Origin of the sequence: Nostoc sp. CENA543 (assembly GCF_002896875.1) — a bacterium.
Lineage (GTDB): Bacteria > Cyanobacteriota > Cyanobacteriia > Cyanobacteriales > Nostocaceae > Trichormus.
Genome location: NZ_CP023278.1, coordinates 454,680 through 475,466 on the forward strand (window position 1 = coordinate 454,680; position 20,787 = coordinate 475,466).

The window sequence follows — 20,787 nt, forward strand, 5'->3', positions numbered from 1 at the left end:
ACTGAAATAAACCCACAAAAATTATAGAACTCACAAAGATTTTTTACTGTATTTGCGCCTCTGTGGGAACTTAAAACTTATTCGGAATACAAACGTCAGGCGTACACAAACCAAGAAATTCTAGAGTCATCACCTCTAGCGTATTTAAGTCTACGCGACGAACAGCATGGTTGTTGGTGTCACATATATATAGATGTGAACCCATAACACTCAATCCTGAAGGTTCAAAAAAGCGGGTACTTTTACCCTGTCCGTTTTGTAAACCCACAGAACCATCCCCCAAAACTGTTTGACAATTCCCTGTGCTGGGACTGACTAATTTAATTTTGTGGTTGTAGGTATCTGCTACCCATAAAAAATTATTGGCGTATTCGATTCCTAAACAGTGCTGTAACCTGACATCCTCGCCTTGTCCATCAGCATCACCAAACCCAAATAAATCTCCACTTCCACAGATAGTTCTGACTTGGTAGGGTGCTATTAATCCCACACCACGAATTGAACTAGTTTCGCTGTCAGCAATAAATAACTCTTGTCCGTTGGTGGTAATTCCGCTAGGTTGAGCAAAAGCAGATTCAGTTAGTGAACCATCAAAACAACCTTCTGCACCTGTACCCGCATAGGTGGAAATCATCCTAGTGTCTAAGTTCATACACCAAATTTGATGTGAACCCGCCATTGCAATGAATAAATTATTTCCAACTTTCACTATATCCCAAGGAGAATTGAGGGGAGTTTCTAAGCTAACACCCCCATGAGGGTAAATATTACGGCTTTGTTCACCAGTCCCGGCGATGGTTTCTACTAGTTGATGTTGCAGATCAACTCGACGTATTGCATGATTCTCGGTATCAGCAACATACAAAATTTCATTGGTGACATCAAATGTTATTCCTTGGGGTGCAGAAAACTGTGCTGTTGAAAAATCACCATCTGTCAAACCAGCTTTACCATTACCAATTACATGAATAATTTCGCCATCTACAGAACTCATCACGATCCGATGGTGTCCAGAGTCAGTGATAAACAACGCTGCTGGGGTAGCCAAGACTTTACCTGGAAACGCCAGAGGTGTGATTAATGGTTGTCGCTGTTTTTCTAAAGTCAGCCTGAGTTCTTGAAAGTTAAGTGTACCTTTGTGTTGATGTTCTTGAATCAACTTTGCAATCAGTTGGTCTAAAGTATCACGATTACCTTCACCAGAAATAGTAGTAATTACGTAACCATCTGGGTCAATGACGATGAATGTAGGCCAAGCACGTACTGTATATTCTTGCCAAACACGAAAATTCTTGTCTACTATCACCGGATGTTCGATGTCGTAACGCAGGATGGCTTGGCGGATGTTTTCGGTTTCTTGTTCGTTGTCAAATTTTGCAGAGTGAACACCGATGACTGTCAGACTGTTTTGATATTTCTGCTCTAGATACTTGAGGTCTGGTAAAACATGAAGACAATTGATACAGCAGTATGTCCAAAAATCTAAAATGACTACTCTACCCCTAAGTTTTTTGAGTAATATTGGTTGCTCAGTGTTAAACCAAGTAAAATTTTGCGGTAGTTCTGGGGATCTGACACGAGAAATCATACCAATTTTGGATTTTGAATTTTGGATTTTGGATTGAAAACCTAGATTTTTAGACTATTCCCGAATCTTGAAACAATACTACCTATCTCGATTCAAGACCATAGATTAATTCAAAATGAAGGAATAAAGTTAAATCTGATATTTTTTCGGGGTTGTGTCTGCTGTGAACAAATTTGAGAAATTAAATACCGACGATTTACGTGGTTGGGTGGAATTAGCGAAAACTCAAACGCATTTGGGGAAAGTTTGCGATCGCATTCCACAATTAGCTAAGGCTGATCCCCGTTGGTTTGCAGTCCACATTTGCTGTGAATCAACACCAAGTTACAGTGTTGGAGATACGGCTTGTGTATTTCCACTGATGAGTGTTATCAAGCCTTTCTCTCTACTCTATCTGCTAGAACAATTTGGTGCAGAACAAGTGCTGCAATGGGTGGGTGTTGAACCCTCAGATGCACCTTTCAATTCTTTAGAACAGTTGGTGGCTGATGGTGGTAAACCCCGCAACCCCATGATTAATAGTGGGGCGATTACTTTGGCTGATAAGTTACCTGGAAGGGATATTAGCGATCGCACTCAATCTTTTTGTCAATGGTTAAATCAATCGGCTGGCTGTCAACTCCAACTAGATGAAGTCATACTGGCTTCAGTTAGGTCGTCTCGTTCTCCAGCAAATCAGGCGATCGCTAATCATTTATTCCAGACAGGAAATATTACAAATCCCGACATTGCTCTTGACATATACGAACAAATATGCTGTTTTTCGGGAACTGTCCAAGATTTAAGCCTACTCGGAAAACTCTTAGCTTGTCAGCACGAGAAGATACCATCTCAGCACCGTCAGATAGTCAATGGTGTGATGTTAACCTGCGGTTTATACGAAGCTTCACCGTTATTAGCGATCAAAATTGGACTACCGATGAAGTCGGGGATCGGTGGTGGGTTATTAGCGATATTACCAGGGGAAGGAGCGATCGCTTGTTACAATCCGGTTTTAGATCGTATCGGTAATCCCATAGCAGCGATCGCGTTTGTAGAACTGTTAGCCCAAAAGCTAGAGTTGAGTATTTTTCATTGAATCAGGAGAAGAGTAGGAAGGGGGCAGGGGTGCAGGGGTGCAGGGGTGCAGGGGTGCAGGGGAGAACAATACAACCACCCAATGCCCCATGCCCCATGCCCAATACCCTATGATCTATTCTCCAGATGCAGGACGCGATCGCCTTTGGAAATAATCTCTCAAATTCACCTTTTTGGGTTTATTGGCAGGTTTTTCAGATGATTCAGCGTCCTTGACCTCTGGTTGAGGTTCTGGGGTAGGAGTAGGTGAAGGTTGATTTGTAACTGGTGGTGGTAATTCTTCCTTAACTTGAGGCTGAGGTACTACTTCTATTTGGGGTTCAGCAGTCATGCTTGGTGATGGTGTTGGCGTTATTTCTATTTGGGGTTCAGGGGTAACGCTGGGTGATGGTAATGCTGTTGGTTTCTCCTCTGGTTGTGGTTCAGGGGTAATGCTGGGTGATGGTGTTGCTGTGACTTCTGGATGTGGTTCAGGAGTAATAGGTGATGGTGTTGCTGTTGGTTTCGCCTCTGGCTGTGGTTCAGGTGTAATGGGTGATGGTGTTGCTGTAACTTCTGGCTGTGGTGTAGGAATTGGAATGGGGGTAGGCGATGACTTTGGAGATTTAGGTTCTAACTCAGTATTTTCAGGTTGTTCTACTTCAGGTGTTGTCAGTGTAGGTAATTCGGTCGGTTTGGGAGTAGGTGCAGTTTCTGGTTGTGGTGTTTCTAGAACTTCGGGTGTTGGCTGGGGTTCTGGTGTAGGTTCTGTGACTGGTTGTTTAGCTGCATAGGAGGAATCTACAATGCTGCGTACCTCATCAGCTGTTAATTCGCCTCTGGTAATTCTAGAGAGTGTGTCTTTACCCTTCGGTTGGTAGTTAACTAGTCTAACTGTGGTGTTAAAAGCATTTTTGACTGGGTTTCCCTGATTATCGAGGAATTCTAACTTCACCCAGTTCACGCCAGGTTTAAAGCCTTTGAGGTAAACTGACTGCCAGCGATCGAGTACAAAACTTTCACCATTAATCGTGCAGCGAATCCGCCAATCACTAAATAAGTCATTTGTATTATCTTCAGCGCGTAAGTGTAGAGGCGCGTTAGTCAGGTAAAAGTCTAACAAGATGGGTTCTGCACCATAACTACCTTGAGGACTGTTGTAGGTTAACAGGGGTAGGGATGGATCAGGGTTATGGTCGTCAGTTTTGGTGAATAAATGAAAAGTTGTCTTGGCATAAGCACCCGCATTTTTAAAACTCTCATGCCAAGGGCGAGACGCAAAGACGCGCAGAGTATGAGTGCCTGGGGATAAGTCTGACAATACCAGGGGCTTTTCTAAGTCATAAATGGGAATATCAGGCTGATTATCAACTATTAAATGTAAATAAGGGCCAAGTTCCCATTGTGGATGCTGAAAAATCGGTAAATCTTTAACTTGAAGCCGGACTGTCACTTTGTTGTCTGTGAGAATCTCATCAGGTTGGGGCGTAATAATTTGGACTTGTGGCCGATAGGCTTCTAAAGTTGACCGTAGCTGTTGAATAACTGCTGGTGGCGATACTTCGGAAAACTGCCGAGATATTTGCTGAGGTTGGTCTTTGTGCTTAACAGATATTTCCTGTCCTACGCTTTTTTCTCCACAACTAGCCAAACTCAAGACGAACAATAGTGTAATTAGCCACCTCAACATAGGCAAAACAATGGAATAGGGGTGTAGGGGTGTAGAGGTGTAGGGGATGGGGTTTTGGGCTTTGGGCTTTGGGATCAAAATCTCCCCTAGCCTCCTGTACTCCTGCCCCCTGCCTCTTGCCTCTCCGAAGTTTCGATCCGAGGAAGCCTCAGCTCGAACTTCTCTGTGCCTGTGCTTCATGGCTGATACCCGATGATTATTTTTGACAACTGCTTGATTATTTTGACTGATATTATCTCCTGCAAACTACGGTCTTGAAGGTTAAATCTGTCCTACATACCATGAATGTTTAAAATCGACGTAATAAACGTTAGATTATTTACATCTTGTATTGATTAAGTATTTAAATAACAAATCAAATTCATTGATAAACAAATATACCAAGTGCTAGAGCCTGCTGTGGACTTGGCTTCCGATGTATCAAAGGATAAATTTTACGAATTGTTATTGTTTGTAAATTAAATAGATAAAGTATTGACTTTTTGGCAAATAGTTTGCAGGTAAAAGGCAAGTAAGACAATTATTCTAGGGATTTTGAATTATTGTTAAAATCTCTCCAACAATGTACAAGTGAAGACTTTATAATTCAACAGAAACAAATTTCCACATAGCGTCTTCATCGCGGCTCCAGAAAAATTCTGTGGGAAGCGATCGCGGTTCTCTCTGTGGTTTCATGATTCCTCATTCCTTATCTAGAGAGGAGGTCGAATGACGATTAGTCCTCCGGAGCGAGAGGAAAAAAAAGCAAGAGTGATAGTTGATAACGATCCAGTACCAACCTCATTGGAAAAATGGGCGCAACCTGGACACTTCGACAAATCCTTAGCTAGAGGCCCCAAAACCACCACATGGATTTGGAACCTTCATGCCCTCGCCCACGATTTTGATACACATACAAGCGATTTAGAAGACATTTCCCGCAAGATTTTTGCGGCTCACTTCGGACACCTGGCCGTTGTGACCATTTGGTTAAGCGGGATGATATTCCACGGCGCGAAGTTTTCTAACTACGAAGCCTGGTTGAGCGACCCCTTGGGTGTAAAACCCAGCGCGCAAGTTGTTTGGCCAATTGTGGGACAAGACATCTTAAACGGTGATGTAGGTGGTGGATTCCACGGTATTCAAATCACCTCTGGCTTGTTCCAAGTATGGCGGGGCTGGGGGATCACCAACTCCTTCCAGTTATACTGCACCGCGATCGGTGGCTTAGTGCTAGCAGGTTTGTTCTTGTTTGCTGGTTGGTTCCACTACCACAAACGCGCTCCCAAACTGGAATGGTTCCAGAATGTGGAGTCCATGCTGAACCACCACCTGCAAGTGCTGTTAGGCTGCGGTTCTTTGGGATGGGCTGGTCACTTGATTCACGTCTCCGCCCCAATCAACAAGCTCTTAGATGCAGGTGTGGCTGTTAAAGACATCCCCTTGCCTCATGAGTTCATCCTGAACAAAGACCTGTTGATTGAGCAGTTCCCCGGCTTTGCTAGCGGTTTAACACCTTTCTTCACCTTGAACTGGGGTCAGTACGCTGACTTCTTGACCTTCAAGGGTGGTTTAAACCCTGTTACCGGCGGCTTGTGGTTGACTGACATCTCTCACCACCACCTAGCGATCGCTGTACTCTTCATCATCGCTGGTCATCAATACCGCACTAACTGGGGAATTGGTCACAGCATCAAAGAGATCCTGGAAAACCACAAAGGCCCCTTCACTGGGGAAGGTCACAAGGGTCTTTATGAGAACATGACCACCTCCTGGCACGCTCAATTGGCAACCAACCTAGCTTTCTTAGGTTCTTTGACAATCATCATCGCGCATCATATGTACGCGATGCCCCCCTATCCTTACTTGGCGACTGACTACGCAACTCAGTTGTGTATCTTCACCCACCATATTTGGATCGGCGGATTCTTGATTGTGGGCGGTGCTGCTCACGCTGCCATCTTCATGGTGCGTGATTACGATCCTGTTGTGAACCAAAACAACGTTCTGGATCGGGTGATTCGTCACCGGGATGCAATTATTTCTCACCTGAACTGGGTTTGTATTTTCCTAGGCTTCCACAGCTTTGGTCTATACATCCACAACGACACAATGCGTGCATTGGGTCGTCCCCAAGATATGTTCTCCGACACAGCAATTCAGTTACAACCAGTATTTGCTCAGTGGGTGCAGAACCTGCACACATTAGCACCTGGTGGTACAGCTCCCAACGCTTTAGAACCAGTTAGCTATGCTTTTGGCGGTGGTATTCTGGCTGTCGGTGGCAAGGTCGCAATGATGCCCATCGCTTTGGGTACTGCTGACTTCATGGTTCACCACATCCATGCTTTCACCATCCACGTAACTGTACTGATTCTGCTCAAGGGCGTACTGTTTGCTCGCAGTTCTCGCTTGATCCCCGATAAAGCCAACTTAGGCTTCCGCTTCCCTTGCGACGGCCCTGGCCGTGGCGGTACCTGCCAAGTTTCCGGTTGGGATCATGTGTTCCTCGGACTGTTCTGGATGTACAATTCCTTGTCAATTGTAATTTTCCACTTCAGCTGGAAAATGCAATCTGATGTTTGGGGAACAGTAGACGCAGCTGGTAATGTGTCTCATATTACTGGTGGTAACTTTGCCCAAAGTGCCATCACCATCAACGGCTGGTTGCGTGACTTCTTGTGGGCGCAAGCTTCACAAGTAATCAACTCCTACGGTAGTGCTTTGTCTGCTTACGGACTCATGTTCCTGGGCGCACACTTCGTTTGGGCATTCAGCTTAATGTTCCTGTTCAGTGGTCGTGGCTACTGGCAAGAGCTAATTGAGTCCATCGTTTGGGCGCATAATAAACTGAAGGTAGCTCCAGCAATCCAACCCCGCGCTTTGAGCATCACTCAAGGTCGTGCAGTTGGTGTAGCTCACTACCTCCTGGGAGGGATTGCCACAACCTGGGCATTCTTCCACGCACACATTCTTTCAGTAGGATAGCAATCAGTTTACGGAGTGCTGAGTTGTGAGTCCTGAGTGCTGAGTAATCAAAACTTAGAACTCAAAGCTCAGAACTCCCAAAGCTGAAACCTGATGGCTAAAGGTCAGAGGAAATATCAAACCTATGGCAACAAAATTTCCAAAATTTAGCCAGGATCTCGCACAGGACCCAACTACGCGGCGCATATGGTATGCGATCGCGATGGGCAACGATTTTGAAAGCCATGACGGCATGACCGAAGAAAATCTTTACCAAAAGATTTTCGCTACCCACTTCGGACACCTGGCAATCATTTTCCTTTGGGCTTCTAGCCTCCTGTTCCATGTAGCCTGGCAAGGTAACTTTGAACAGTGGATTAAAGATCCTCTACACGTCCGCCCCATCGCCCACGCGATTTGGGACCCCCACTTCGGTAAACCCGCTATTGAAGCATTTACCCAAGCTGGTGCTAGTAACCCTGTAAACATTGCTTACTCTGGTGTTTACCACTGGTGGTACACCATCGGTATGCGGACAAACCAAGAACTGTACATCGGTTCATTAGGTCTGTTATTATTCGCTGCCTTGTGTTTATTTGCTGGCTGGTTGCACTTGCAACCCAAGTTCCGTCCCAGCCTCGCCTGGTTCAAGAGTGCTGAATCTCGCCTCAATCACCACCTCGCTGGTTTGTTTGGCGTTAGCTCTCTGGCTTGGGCAGGTCACTTAATTCACGTTGCTATCCCCGAAGCTCGCGGACAGCACGTAGGTTGGGATAACTTCTTAACCACTGCTCCCCACCCAGCAGGTTTACAACCCTTCTTTACAGGTAACTGGAGCGTTTACGCCCAAAACCCTGATACAGCAGGCCACGTCTTTGGTACATCCACAGGTGCTGGTACAGCGATTCTGACCTTCTTAGGTGGTTTCCATCCTCAGACAGAATCTCTGTGGTTGACCGACATCGCTCATCACCATTTGGCGATCGCTGTTCTGTTTATCGTTGCTGGTCATATGTATCGCACCAACTTCGGTATCGGTCACAGCATCAAAGAAATGATGAATGCCAAAACTTTCTTTGGCAAGCCCGTTGAAGGCCCCTTCAATATGCCCCACCAAGGCATTTATGACACCTACAACAACTCTCTGCACTTCCAATTAGGTTGGCACTTGGCTTGTTTAGGCGTTGTTACCTCCTGGGTGGCACAGCATATGTACTCTCTGCCTTCCTACGCTTTCATCGCTAAGGACTACACTACACAGGCAGCTTTGTACACCCACCACCAATACATCGCGATTTTCTTGATGGTTGGTGCGTTTGCTCACGGTGCGATTTTCTTAGTTCGTGACTACGATCCCGAACAAAACAAAGGCAACGTGCTAGAGCGGATGTTACAGCACAAAGAAGCATTGATTTCTCACTTAAGCTGGGTATCTCTCTTCTTAGGCTTCCACACCCTTGGTTTATACGTTCACAACGACGTAGTAGTTGCTTTCGGTACTCCTGAAAAGCAAATCTTGATTGAACCTGTATTTGCTCAGTTCATTCAAGCTGCTCACGGTAAAGTTCTCTACGGCTTAGACACCTTGTTGTCTAACCCCGATAGTGTTGCTTACACCGCTTACCCCAACTATGCCAACGTTTGGCTACCTGGTTGGTTAGATGCCATTAACTCTGGTACTAACTCCCTGTTCTTAACAATCGGCCCTGGCGACTTCTTGGTACACCATGCGATCGCTCTCGGTCTCCACACCACCACCCTCATCCTAGTCAAAGGTGCTTTGGATGCTCGTGGTTCTAAGCTGATGCCCGATAAAAAGGACTTCGGCTATGCCTTCCCTTGCGACGGCCCCGGTCGTGGCGGTACTTGCGACATCTCCGCTTGGGACTCCTTCTACCTAGCTCTGTTCTGGGCGTTAAACACAGTAGGTTGGTTAACCTTCTACTGGCACTGGAAACACCTGGGTATTTGGCAAGGTAACGTTGCTCAGTTCAACGAAAACTCTACATACTTAATGGGCTGGTTCCGTGATTACCTCTGGGCTAACTCTGCTCAGTTGATCAACGGTTACAACCCCTACGGCGTGAACAACCTGTCTGTCTGGGCTTGGATGTTCCTCTTCGGACACCTAATCTGGGCTACTGGCTTCATGTTCCTCATCTCCTGGAGAGGTTACTGGCAAGAGTTGATCGAAACTCTAGTTTGGGCGCACGAACGTACTCCTATCGCTAACCTCGTTCGCTGGAAAGACAAACCCGTTGCTCTCTCCATCGTTCAAGCTCGTGTAGTTGGTCTAGCACACTTCACTGTCGGCTACGTCGTCACCTATGCAGCTTTCCTCATTGCTTCTACTGCTGGTAAGTTCGGTTGATCTGGCTGCTAGTTTTGTAGGTAAGTAATAAAAAAATCCCCTGCCGCAAGGTGGGGGATTTTTTCGTAGGTGAAATTAGTAGGAATATAATGGATAATGGACAGTGTTTTTGATGACTTGGCTGAATATAGACAGCATCTGGGTTTACCTCCTGCTGATAGTGAAACTGACGGCTCAACAATTGCTAAAATAGAAATAGATGATAAAACTTTTTTTGGTGTAAATTCTAGTAGTAATCCTTATCGTCGGCAAATAACTCTGAAGGTTAATCCTATTTCTAGAACTCATGCAGAAGCTGATGCTTTTCAGCAAGTATTAGATGCAGGTATTAAAGCAGCCAAAGCGCGTTTGACTGTAGATAGAGATTTATGCCGTGCTTGTGGTTTACAAGGTGGTGTTAATTCTATGGCTTATCAATTAGGTATAGAAGAATTAGAAATTATTACTCCCAGTGAAAGTAAAACCATGAAAGTTACCGCTCCAAAGACAAGGAGAACATAATGTTTGTATCCAAGTTATATACAGATAAATGGACAGGAAACAGAAATGAAGAAACTGTCATTGAAAATCCAAATTGGCAACAAATCAAAACAGCTATTTGTGAATTAGATGGTAAACATAAAACTTTAGTTAGTTTAGAAACTGATGATCAAAGTTACATGATGATTGGTGGAGGTAATGATGCTCAATATCTTGTTACTGTAACTTTAGATAATGAGATTTTTTATTCTCTTTTACATCCGATTGATCATGAAATAACCAAATCAGATACTTCTGTTGAAAAAATTAATTTATATATTTTTTATCAAGCATTAATAAAAGCAAAAAGCAATAACGCTAATTCTGCTAATGGGCAAAGATTAGTTGTAGGTGGACAGGCGGGAAATTATTCTGAGAAAATTTGTGTTAATTTACCTCAATGCTTAATAGCTGCAATAACATTTGCTGAATCAGGTGAACTTGAACCCTTGTTTTCTTGGCAAGAAGATGAATCTTTAGTTGCGGTATAAAATATATCAATTGACATCATAACAAGCAAACAGCGATCGCCTATAAACAGCTTTAACCAAAAACACTCAAAACTACGATTAACTGGCAAGAACGCATTAGTATCAATTCTCAAACCTGTCGAGGAAATACAAAAGAAATGACTAAAGTTTGGCTAGAATGGGTCAAACCAAGGGGTTATATTAATGAATACCAAGCTCGTAGAATCTCTTATACAAGTTATTCTTTCTCTCTCTGATGAAGAACGCTCGCTGTTGGAAGAAAGGCTATTTTTCAATTCTTCTTATCCATCTACACCAGAGATGATGGAACTTGCACACAGAAGTAAAGCATTTGACTTTTTGTATGATGAACCGGATTTATATACTCTGGAAGATGGGGAGGCGATTTAATGTCTCTCCAAAAAGGAGACATAGTCTTAGTTCCATTCCCGTTTACAGATTTGACTGGAACAAAGTTGCGTCCTGGGTTAATTTTATGGGTTGATAATCTAGGAAATGATATAACTGTATGTTTTATTTCTTCTCAGAATGCCACTAATTTAACACCAGAAGAATTCGTTTTAGATCCATCAGATGCAGAGTTTGCGACAACTGGATTAAAGGCTATTTCTAAAGTTAGAGTTAGTAAACTTGTTACTCTTGAGCTTAGATTCATTACCAGACGGATAGGTAAACTAGGAGCTAATCAAATTCAGCAGTTAAATTTAACTATGCTGCAAGCATTTCAATTGACATCATAGTAATTAAACGCGATCGCCTATCAACAGCTTTAACCAAAAACACTAAAAACCATGACTAGCTGGCAAGAACACATTAGTATCAATCCTCAAACCTGTCATGGCAAACCGCATATTACAGGTACACAAGTGATGGTTTCAGTTATCCTTGATAACATCGCTGAAGGATTGACATTTGAGGAAATAGTCAAAGATTACCCACCACTGACATTACAAGATGTTCAAGCTGCTATTGCCTATGCAGCACAACTGACTAGAAAACAGGAACTGCAAATTTCTAATCAAGCTGAAATAGAATCAACTTTCATGACACTAACCCAGCAATGGCGTGAGGAAAATCGTGGTGTCTCATCTACTAATCAAATGTCAATGCACCCTGCATATCAACAGATTATAGGAATGGGTGAACCTGTCATACCTTTGCTACTCAGAGAACTGGAAAAGAAATCAGGGCGTTGGTTTTGGGCATTAAAATCTATTGCAAGAGTTGATCCTGTCCCTTCGCAGTATAGAGGAAATACAAAAGAAATGACTAAAGCTTGGCTAGAATGGGGTAGACAAAGAGGTTATCAGTGGTAGGTAATAACGCTTGGGATAGCTATGTAAAATCTTTTATTGAACGCGATTATCCTAACTTAGTCATCCACGGTTACAAGCTTACAAGTCCAGATACAACTGACTATAACTGCGTTGCTTGGGCAGCAGAAGATGATGAAAATTGGTGGTGGCCAGATGCTCAATATGAAGAATACTGGCCACCAGATATTCCCAGAGAAGAAACTCTTGAGGCTTTTCAAGCAGCATTTCGCACACTTGGTTATGAAATCTGTAGCAATTCTTCTTTAGAAACAGGATTTCAAAAAATCTCAATATATGTGAACTCCAGCAAAATACCAACTCATGTTGCTAGACAATTACCCGATGGTAAATGGACAAGCAAGCTTGGTCAAGATGAAGATATAGAACATAATAATTTACTAGGTTTAACTGGTAATCTTGGTTATGGTGAAGTTGTCTGCATTATGAAAAAACCAATTACAGCATAGTAGTAAGTTGGTCTGAGGAACGAAACCCAACATTATAAAGGCTTTTTTGGGTTTGCTATCGCTTAACCCAACCTAATTTTCCCGTTAACTAAATCTTATTACCAGATATTGAAATTTCTTAACTCAAGAAAAACTTATGCGAACAGTCCCAATCCAATTACCCGAAACAGTCTTTTCGGCACTTCGCATAAATCCTGAAGAGTTTATCCAAGAAATGCGAATCGCCGCAGCAGTTAAATGGTATGAATTAGGGGAAATCTCACAAGCTAAAGCCGCAGAAATAGCGGGACTAAAGCGTGCTGAGTTTATTCAGGCATTATCACGCTACCAGGTTGATTTTATGCAATATAAGTAGAACGACTTGAAAAAACCAAACTATGTGAAGTCATGTAAAAAAATTGGAATCTAGTTCGTAGTAAGGACTTCAGTCCTTATTAGAGGACTAAAGTCCTCACTACAAACCTTGAATTATCTACACCGTTCTACTTACAGATCAAGAGTTAGCCGAGGAATTGGCGAATGTCGCTTTTTTGAAACAACAAGCAGGGGAATAGAATATTGATTTGTCCACAACCCCGACTTTTGGTATAAGTCAGGGTTCTAAAAGTATTAAATGAGAATTTGCCGAATTAAAATACTCATGACTTCGCCTGGGTTAGTGGTGGGTAACAGTGGACTCCATTCACCAACGCTGGCGTAACCAATTACCTGTAAGTAGTGAATTGTACTGGTGACGGTTTTGGGTGAGCCTATCAGTAGATGTTTAATCGGTTCTCTCTGGGGTAATGGTTGTTGCGTTGATTGATTAAGGCTTGGTGTATCTGGGTTTTCGCCTAAAAACTGCTCTAACTTGGATTGGGCAGATTGTTGTAATTGTGCCATCATAATATTTATCTCCTGTATTGGGAGCTACATAAAGGCGATCGCAAGATTCTTGGTCGGATACCGCGATCGCCTTTATCATGCTAAAAATATATTAAAGTATATTTTTATACAAGTCAAGCTTTTTTGAAAAATTCTCATAGCCTTATTTAGTAAAACTTTTAGAGATATAAACTGTTAGGAAGTAGTATTTTTTCGTATAAATCTATTTAAATAGACACAACAAAAAAGCTAGATTGTAGTCATCTAGCTAGATGGGTACGCCGGAGGCGATCGCAAAGTCTTATTATGTGGAAAAGTGAACGCAAAACCTAACCCCCTAACCCCCTTCCCTACTAGGGAAGGGGGAAAAGTTAAAGCCTCTCTCCTTGCAGGGGAGAGGTTTGGAGAGGGGTTTTTCAGATACTGTGGAAAGTCAGTCTAATCTTCCGGCTCAATTCCGGCTGCGCGTAGTTGTGCAGCTAGTCTTTCGGCGCGTTGGCGTTCTTTTTCCACTAACTCCGAACCCCATAACAGTAATTGTCCACTTTCATCCCACCAGCGTAACCAATTACCTGTGCGGTTTTCACGCGTACCTTGCCATACGCCGAGGTAAAGATTCATCTCGGCTATCCAATAATGTTGGTTTTCGTTGGGGGTTTGTAGGCTATATCTACCTGTCTTCTGATCTAGGCGATATACTTCTAACTCTCCTGTGTTGGGTTCAAAGATGGCGTAACTCGGTACTTTTAAGACACATTCATAAAAAAACCATTTACCAGGGGGGTAAGTCGGTTTACTAGAATATTCACTGCCATCGGTATCAGATAAAAATTCGATGACAATGACAGGGATGTCTCCCTCTAGTTGAGGAGTGTAACTGCGGGTTACTTCTTCTCTACTAACTGTGATGTTGGGAATATATGCCCAATCTGGGGCTTTAACGACAGTTTTACCATTTAATGTGGCACAAATGCCGTAATTTGTCGTTGTTAGGGCGTTAGGTGGCAGTTTCCCCGCCAATTCTAAGCTTTGGGTGAGTGCGGCGGCGAGAAATGGTTGGTTGATGTTGTCCACTGGTTCATCTGGTAGCTTGTAATCTTCGGGTAGCTTTTCCCAAGTGATTTGGTAGTTAGGGGTGATGATGGCTGTCATGTTTAGGGGGGGTGTAAGGGTGTAGCTGAGGTTTAACGGGATCTGGAAGACCACTCTCCAAACCTCTCCCCTATAAGGAGAGAGGCTTTAATTTTTCCCCCTTCCCTACTAGGGAAGGGGGTTAGGGGGTTAGGTTTCACGTTACCTTGTCCACATAATATGAAAAGTCAGAGGGCTGTAAGGGAAGAAAACAGTCAACTAATTTTATTCTTCGTCTATGTCTAAGTCTTCGGCTGTCAATTCTTGATGGGGGATGGCGGCGATGATGGCATCTATGACTTTGGAGACTGGTACAATTTCAATGTCAAAGTTGGGGAATTTTTGACCTTTCGGAACGATCGCACGTTTAAATCCTAGTTTAGCGGCTTCTTTTAACCTCAGTTCCATCTGGGAAACGGCGCGCACTTGTCCACCCAAGCCGACTTCACCGATTAATACTGTACCTGGATCTACTATGCGATCGCGGAAACTCGCAACTATGGCAATAGCAATTCCTAAATCGACGGCTGGTTCTCCCACATTTAACCCTCCAGCCGAAGCTACGTAGGAATCTAATTTGGACATGGGTATCCCGACGCGCTTTTCTAAGACGGCGAGAATCTGCACTAGGCGGTTATAATCTATACCCGTTCCAGCCCGACGGGGTGAGGGGTAACTGGTGGGACTAACTAAGGCTTGTAACTCAACTACGATGGGGCGTGTACCTTCACAAGCTACTACAATGGCTGTGCCTGGTGCGGGGTCGTCACGGTTGCCTAAAAATAACTCGCTGGGGTTGGGGACTTCTCTGAGTCCGTTTTCCACCATCTCAAAAATCCCGATTTCGTGGGTTGCACCGAAGCGGTTTTTGACTGTCCGTAACAAACGATGGGAAGCAAAGCGATCGCCTTCAAAATACAGTACCGTATCTACTAAATGTTCTAATACTTTCGGTCCCGCGATCGCCCCTTCTTTAGTTACGTGTCCGACAATTAACATGGTAATATCTTCATGTTTTGCCACCTTCATCAAAGCAGCCGTACATTCCCTGACTTGCGCTACTGAACCAGGTGCGGAAGTTAAAGCGGGGAAAAATACGGTTTGGATACTGTCAATTACCGCCACATTTGGTTTTAAGGAATCTACTTCCCGTAAAATCTCTTCTAAATCGGTTTCTGGCAGGACGTATAAATCTGCACCTATGCTTGGTGATGATTCTTTTTCTTTTTCTTCTTCTTGGTCATTTTCATCACTTACCACATTTAAGGGTTTAGACACACCTAAACGCGAAGCCCTTAATTTAACTTGTTGTCCTGATTCTTCACCCGAAACGTACAGGATGCGGTATCTCTGCGCTAGCTGATTTGATACTTGCAAAAGTAGGGTAGATTTACCGATACCCGGATCACCGCCAATTAACACCATTGAACCAGGAACAACTCCCCCACCCAACACCCGATCTAACTCACCATATCCAGATTCCCAACGGGTGACTTGGCGATCGCTGATTTGGTCAAATGTTAAAGAAGCTCTGGGTTTAGCTGGTTTATTCGCAGGCTTCCCGTTACCCTGGCCGGAATGCCAACCGCTTACCCCCCGACTCGGTATATCTACAGAAGATTGGATGCTAATCTGTTCTTCTAGGGAATTGTAAGTACCACAATTAGGACACTTACCAAACCACTGGGGAGACTCTGCACCGCATTCGTTACATATATAAATAGTTTTTGGCTTTGGCATTATTAAATCTTAAATATTATTAAATATCTTAATTTTTCCTTAATTTTTGGGCTACTTGAAAATCCCATTAATAGAAGACTTTCCCGCTTTTTCCAAATCATTTCTGAGAATGATATCTTAATATTATGGTATTAAAAATTAATCATGAAAAATTTTAGTTAAGGAGCGTTGAGAAACTTGGAAACTCATAAAGAAAAAATTCTGGTAGTAGACGATGAAGCCAGTATTCGCCGGATTTTAGAGACGCGCCTGTCGATGATTGGCTACGATGTAGTCACTGCTGGTGATGGAGAAGAAGCTTTAGAAACATTTCGCAAAGCAGATCCAGACTTAGTTGTTTTGGATGTGATGATGCCAAAACTAGATGGTTATGGTGTTTGTCAAGAGCTACGTAAAGAATCAGACGTACCCATTATTATGCTAACAGCTTTGGGTGACGTAGCCGATCGCATCACCGGCTTAGAATTGGGTGCAGATGACTACGTAGTTAAGCCATTCTCCCCCAAAGAACTAGAAGCGCGGATTCGCTCAGTTTTACGCCGAGTAGACAAAACCGGCGCATCGGGAATTCCCAGTTCTGGTGTGATTCACGTAGGTAACATCAAAATTGATACTAACAAACGCCAAGTCTACAAAGGTGACGAACGTATCAGATTGACAGGGATGGAATTTAGCCTGTTGGAATTACTAGTCAGTCGTTCCGGTGAAGCCTTTTCCCGTTCCGAGATTTTGCAAGAAGTTTGGGGATATACACCAGAACGCCATGTAGATACCCGCGTAGTTGATGTACATATTTCCCGCCTCAGAGCAAAATTAGAAGATGACCCCAGCAACCCAGAGTTGATACTCACCGCGCGCGGTACTGGCTATCTGTTTCAACGCATAATTGAACCAGGAGAAGAATAGGCAGGGGAGCAGGGAGCAGAGAGCAGGGGGAGGAAGACAAGGTAGACAAGGTAGACAAGGTAGACAAGGTAGACAAGGTAGAAATATTTACCTCAATGCCCAATGCCCAATGCCCAATGCCCAATTCCCAATTCCCAATTCCCAAAGAATGACTAATGACTAAATCCGATCCCAATCGAGTTGTACGGCGCATACCCCTAGTAGTTGGGGGTTTGGGTGCTGTGCTGTTGCTAATTAACCGTTTGTTGACACCAGAACTTACAGACTCCCAGGCGCGGGGGGATGTTTTGGGAGTAATTTTGAGTGCCGTTTTGATTTTAACTGGTTTAATTTGGCAACAAGTGCAGCCGCGATCGCCTGATGCAGTAGAACTGATTGGGGAAGAAGGCTTTGTGTTAGCAGATGATTTACCAGAAGCCGTGAAAACAGAATTAGCCTGGGCATCACATTTATTGTTAACTAATACGGTAACGCGATCGCTCATAGTTTTCTATCAAGGCAAAGTTTTGCTACGTCGCGGCATTCTGGGAAATAAATCAGAAGTTATCCCAGGGGCAATTGTCAAACGGGTTTTAGAAAAGCAACAACCAGTGTATTTGGTAGCATTAAATGTCTACCCAGGACGCATTGAATTTGATTATTTGCCAGAAAATACCCAAGGTGTAATTTGTCAACCCATAGGCAATCAAGGTGTATTGATTTTAGGAGCAAATGCACCCCGAAGTTACACCAAACAAGATGAAAATTGGATAGCCGGAATTGCCGATAAATTAGCCGTAACTCTGGGAAATTATTAATATTCTCAAGGGATTATTTATATGACAACAGCATCACTGGCACAAACAAGAACTTTGCTCAAAAATATTAGCTGGCAAACGTTCAAAGCGATGCTGACAGACATGGGTAATGAGCGTAACTCAAGATTAGCTTACGACAATGGCATAGTAGAAATCATGACACCACTCATGTCACATGAGAATTCTAACCGTCTGATAGAAGGTTTAATTCTTGTACTTTGTGAAGAGTTTAATTTAGAGGTTAAAACTACAGGTTCACTCACCTTGACACGAGACGATTTAGAAAAGGGAGCAGAACCAGATAGCAGTTATTACATTCAAAATGAATTTTTAGTCCGAGAAAAAGAAAATATTGATTTAAATCAAGACCCACCGCCAGATTTAGTCTTAGAAGTAGATTACTCCAAACCAAAAATAGATAAATTATCTCTCTATGCGGCAATGGGTATTCCTGAGTTTTGGAGATACAACGGTACTAAATTACGAATTTATATCCTGACGGGAAATCAATACACAGAAGTAGAACAGAGTCCTACTTTCGCGCCTGTGATGGTGAGAGACATTCCAAAATTTCTAGGAGAAAGTCAAAAAATAGGGCAGCTAGCCGCCAAGAAGGCTTTTCGTGCTTGGGTAAAACAGCAGATTTCTTAGTATTTACACTTAATTTGCAGAAAATTTAGGTATTGGTTATTAAATAATATTTCAAGTCAAAAGCAACACCAAAAAATAGTGAAATACTGACAAGAGAATCTAAAAAATCTTGTGAGGCAAAGATTTCATGAAGTTTAAGTCAGTATCCACAGGTATAGTTTTAGGCGTGATCAGTAACTTACTGGTAGTTAGCCCCAATCTCATCGGTAACTCTAATCAAGTCATCGCTCAAGACGTATCTCCTACTTGTCCTCTCCCATCCGAAATCGCTGTTACTTTTCTTGATTCTAAATGTGAAGCCGTCACATTGAAACAACCACGTACTTTTTATCGTTACTATAGTAGCGATAGCAATAAATACGGTAGATACCTCACAACGGATAAATACAAAAACAACCTCGATGTCATCAGGAAATTAGCCCTTAATCAAGCATGGGGAAATCAAGCGACTATGAGACTCAAAGTGACAATACCCGCAGGAACAACCGTTTACCAAGGTATTGTCGCCCCTCAAACACCCGCGTCGTGCTATCCAGGTGGTGGTCAACAGACTTTCATTAAAGATTCCAAAGATCCTAATATCAAGTGGTCTGAAGGTAAAAGTATGACTGTCACAGAGTTCACTTGTCCTTAAAATTCATGGAAACTCAAACAGAAGAATTTATCAAACTGATTAACCAGTCAGTTGCTATTGCCGAACAAATGCGTAGTCAATCTGGACAATCACAGCGTTTAAATAATGTAATTAATGTTCTCCAATCTGTGAAAAACAAAGTTATGATTGGTCAACTAGAACCATCAGCAGGTAATTCTACCCTTGGTTTATCCCGTGAGGTAGCTGATTGGATTGAAACATTAGACGCACCATTACTTAAAGCTGTGGGTGCAGTAGAGGCGTATTACCAACAACATTTTTAAGTCTGCGTCACAGATTTAGTTCAGATTGCCAAAGCTTATTTTTCGTTAAATGATGACTGCTGATGATTACTTTTCGGCAGTCATTATTTAATTGATATTCAGAATGAATGTATGAGTTCAAGACGTAATATTTTAATGTAAGTTCGATAAGCCTTTTTTGACCTCTCCCCCAGCCCCTCTCCGATGCGGAGAGGGGAGTAAAGAGCTAAAATATCAACGATAAATGTGGGTTTTAAAGCCTCTCTCCTTGCAGGGGAGAGGTTTGGAGAGGGGTTTTTCTGTTCGTTGAACTCACGTTATTTTCATGTGAGTCCGATAACATCTCCTCACAAAGAGAATATGCAAAATTTCAGACTAAAATATTAATAAATTACCCCGATGAATTATTAAGTATATGCAAACAGAAGTTATTTATTGGCTATTGATTGCCATGATGATTGTAGGAATTATTGGTGCTGTAGTACCTGCCATCCCTGGAACAAGTTTAATTTTATTAGCAGTGATTATTTGGGGAATAGTGAAACAATCCTTTGCTGCGATCGCTACCCCTTTAATTGTCACAGCGATTATTTTAATTTTGAGTATTGGGGTTGATTTTTTAGCTGGTTACATAGGTGCAAAACAAGCCGGTGCTAGCAAATGGGGTCAAATTGGTGCATTTGTCGGCTTTTTATTGGGGTTTTTCGGACTATTACCCACTTTACCAATAGGCGGGCCAATAGTGGGGATTTTCTTTGGCCCTTTATTGGGTGCGATTATTGCTGAATATATTTACTGTCGGCAGTTAGGAGTGGCAATTAAAGCTGGTATCGGAATTGTCGTCGGTACAGTTTTAGGCAACTTGCTTCAAGGATTACTGGCGATCGCATCTGTGGTAGTTTTTATCTGGACAACTTGGCCACAAGTATTTGGCAGTTAAGATGTATCTAAAATCAATATATCGGAAGATATAAGTACCACTACCGAGAGTAATATTTCATCCGTTGACTGTTATATTCAACAGAGAATAATCGGACGAACTAAAGTGTGTATTTATTTCGTCCATAGAAAAATTATTAGGGACAAAATTGTGGCTGCGATCGCTTCATTCCAGTAGCTCATAACCTGAAGTTGCTAATACCCAGACTATTTAAACCGTAAGAATTTACCAAGTTAATCACACGATAAAAAGGCAGAACGATATAACACCAATCATCGTACCTACAGTAGATTCATTTATCTTTGAAAGATGCTTGTGACAGTATAAGAATTGATACACAGGGTTTGTATATTGTCTTTATGCAAAAATCACATAATTCCTGGCATGGTTTACCTAATTTTCAATAAAAACCCATTA

Annotated in this window: 21 protein-coding genes; 16 read left to right on the plus strand and 5 right to left on the minus strand. The window is 42.7% G+C overall.

Going from position 1 to position 20,787, the window contains the following annotated elements; genetic code table 11:
* Window positions 1-70: 70 nt before the first annotated feature.
* On the minus strand, window positions 71-1,588 hold the full coding sequence (locus CLI64_RS01915; RefSeq protein WP_103135647.1) for a thioredoxin-like domain-containing protein: 1,518 nt from the start codon (window positions 1,586-1,588) through the stop codon (window positions 71-73).
* Window positions 1,589-1,751: 163 nt separating this feature from the next.
* On the opposite strand from CLI64_RS01915, the gene CLI64_RS01920 reads away from it, so the two are divergent.
* Complete coding sequence (locus CLI64_RS01920; RefSeq protein ID WP_103140550.1) at window positions 1,752-2,666, plus strand: glutaminase; 915 nt, start codon at window positions 1,752-1,754, stop codon at window positions 2,664-2,666.
* Window positions 2,667-2,780: 114 nt separating this feature from the next.
* On the opposite strand, the gene CLI64_RS01925 is transcribed toward CLI64_RS01920, so the two are convergent.
* Complete coding sequence (locus CLI64_RS01925) at window positions 2,781-4,334, minus strand: hypothetical protein (RefSeq protein ID WP_225977485.1); 1,554 nt, start codon at window positions 4,332-4,334, stop codon at window positions 2,781-2,783.
* 708 nt (window positions 4,335-5,042) lie between these two features.
* Here CLI64_RS01925 and psaA point away from each other — a divergent pair.
* The 9 genes from psaA (at window position 5,043) to CLI64_RS01970 (ending at window position 12,799) form a co-directional block, all read left to right on the plus strand.
* Window positions 5,043-7,301, plus strand: coding sequence for a photosystem I core protein PsaA (psaA, locus tag CLI64_RS01930; RefSeq protein ID WP_103135648.1), 2,259 nt, complete (start codon window positions 5,043-5,045; stop codon window positions 7,299-7,301).
* A 124-nt stretch (window positions 7,302-7,425) separates the two neighbouring features.
* Window positions 7,426-9,651 (plus strand): photosystem I core protein PsaB, encoded by a 2,226-nt coding sequence (psaB, locus tag CLI64_RS01935; protein ID WP_103135649.1) that lies wholly within the window; start codon window positions 7,426-7,428, stop codon window positions 9,649-9,651.
* Window positions 9,652-9,747: 96 nt separating this feature from the next.
* On the plus strand, window positions 9,748-10,152 hold the full coding sequence (locus CLI64_RS01940) for a deaminase (protein ID WP_103135650.1): 405 nt from the start codon (window positions 9,748-9,750) through the stop codon (window positions 10,150-10,152).
* On the plus strand, window positions 10,152-10,661 hold the full coding sequence (locus tag CLI64_RS01945) for an Imm1 family immunity protein (protein ID WP_103135651.1): 510 nt from the start codon (window positions 10,152-10,154) through the stop codon (window positions 10,659-10,661). Before CLI64_RS01940 ends, CLI64_RS01945 begins: the two co-directional genes overlap by 1 nt.
* Before the next feature lie 183 nt (window positions 10,662-10,844).
* A complete protein-coding gene (locus tag CLI64_RS01950) occupies window positions 10,845-11,051 on the plus strand; it encodes a hypothetical protein (RefSeq protein WP_103135652.1) in 207 nt (68 codons plus the stop codon).
* The gene (locus CLI64_RS01955; protein WP_103135653.1) at window positions 11,051-11,401 is read left to right on the plus strand and encodes a type II toxin-antitoxin system PemK/MazF family toxin; all 351 of its coding nucleotides are present in this window, start codon (window positions 11,051-11,053) and stop codon (window positions 11,399-11,401) included. The genes CLI64_RS01950 and CLI64_RS01955 overlap by 1 nt, the downstream gene beginning before the upstream one ends.
* Before the next feature lie 51 nt (window positions 11,402-11,452).
* Window positions 11,453-11,977 carry a DUF433 domain-containing protein gene (locus CLI64_RS01960; protein WP_103135654.1) on the plus strand — a complete coding sequence of 175 codons (525 nt, stop codon included), beginning with the start codon at window positions 11,453-11,455 and terminating at the stop codon, window positions 11,975-11,977.
* Entirely contained in the window at window positions 11,971-12,444 is a 474-nt protein-coding gene (locus tag CLI64_RS01965) for a hypothetical protein (RefSeq protein ID WP_103135655.1), read from the plus strand. The genes CLI64_RS01960 and CLI64_RS01965 overlap by 7 nt, the downstream gene beginning before the upstream one ends.
* Before the next feature lie 136 nt (window positions 12,445-12,580).
* Window positions 12,581-12,799 carry a UPF0175 family protein gene (locus tag CLI64_RS01970; protein ID WP_103135656.1) on the plus strand — a complete coding sequence of 73 codons (219 nt, stop codon included), beginning with the start codon at window positions 12,581-12,583 and terminating at the stop codon, window positions 12,797-12,799.
* A 254-nt stretch (window positions 12,800-13,053) separates the two neighbouring features.
* On the opposite strand, the gene CLI64_RS01975 is transcribed toward CLI64_RS01970, so the two are convergent.
* The 3 genes from CLI64_RS01975 to radA all read right to left on the minus strand — a co-directional run bounded on the left by CLI64_RS01975 (window position 13,054) and on the right by radA (window position 16,179).
* Window positions 13,054-13,329, minus strand: a complete 276-nt coding sequence (locus CLI64_RS01975) for a hypothetical protein (protein ID WP_192881662.1) — start codon at window positions 13,327-13,329, stop codon at window positions 13,054-13,056.
* A 417-nt stretch (window positions 13,330-13,746) separates the two neighbouring features.
* The gene (locus CLI64_RS01980; RefSeq protein ID WP_103135657.1) at window positions 13,747-14,460 is read right to left on the minus strand and encodes a Uma2 family endonuclease; all 714 of its coding nucleotides are present in this window, start codon (window positions 14,458-14,460) and stop codon (window positions 13,747-13,749) included.
* Between the two features lie 204 nt (window positions 14,461-14,664).
* Entirely contained in the window at window positions 14,665-16,179 is a 1,515-nt protein-coding gene (gene radA, locus CLI64_RS01985) for a DNA repair protein RadA (protein ID WP_103135658.1), read from the minus strand.
* A 177-nt stretch (window positions 16,180-16,356) separates the two neighbouring features.
* Between radA and rpaB the strand changes: the two genes are divergently transcribed.
* The 6 genes from rpaB to CLI64_RS02020 all read left to right on the plus strand — a co-directional run bounded on the left by rpaB (window position 16,357) and on the right by CLI64_RS02020 (window position 20,370).
* Complete coding sequence (gene rpaB, locus CLI64_RS01990; RefSeq protein ID WP_103135659.1) at window positions 16,357-17,085, plus strand: response regulator transcription factor RpaB; 729 nt, start codon at window positions 16,357-16,359, stop codon at window positions 17,083-17,085.
* Between the two features lie 155 nt (window positions 17,086-17,240).
* A complete protein-coding gene (locus tag CLI64_RS02000; protein ID WP_103135660.1) occupies window positions 17,241-17,882 on the plus strand; it encodes a cofactor assembly of complex C subunit B in 642 nt (213 codons plus the stop codon).
* A gap of 21 nt (window positions 17,883-17,903) precedes the next feature.
* Window positions 17,904-18,533 (plus strand): Uma2 family endonuclease, encoded by a 630-nt coding sequence (locus tag CLI64_RS02005; protein WP_103135661.1) that lies wholly within the window; start codon window positions 17,904-17,906, stop codon window positions 18,531-18,533.
* 127 nt (window positions 18,534-18,660) lie between these two features.
* On the plus strand, window positions 18,661-19,167 hold the full coding sequence (locus CLI64_RS02010) for a hypothetical protein (RefSeq protein WP_103135662.1): 507 nt from the start codon (window positions 18,661-18,663) through the stop codon (window positions 19,165-19,167).
* A 5-nt stretch (window positions 19,168-19,172) separates the two neighbouring features.
* A complete protein-coding gene (locus tag CLI64_RS02015) occupies window positions 19,173-19,451 on the plus strand; it encodes a hypothetical protein (protein ID WP_103135663.1) in 279 nt (92 codons plus the stop codon).
* 394 nt (window positions 19,452-19,845) lie between these two features.
* On the plus strand, window positions 19,846-20,370 hold the full coding sequence (locus CLI64_RS02020) for a DUF456 domain-containing protein (protein WP_103135664.1): 525 nt from the start codon (window positions 19,846-19,848) through the stop codon (window positions 20,368-20,370).
* Window positions 20,371-20,787 lie beyond the last annotated feature (417 nt).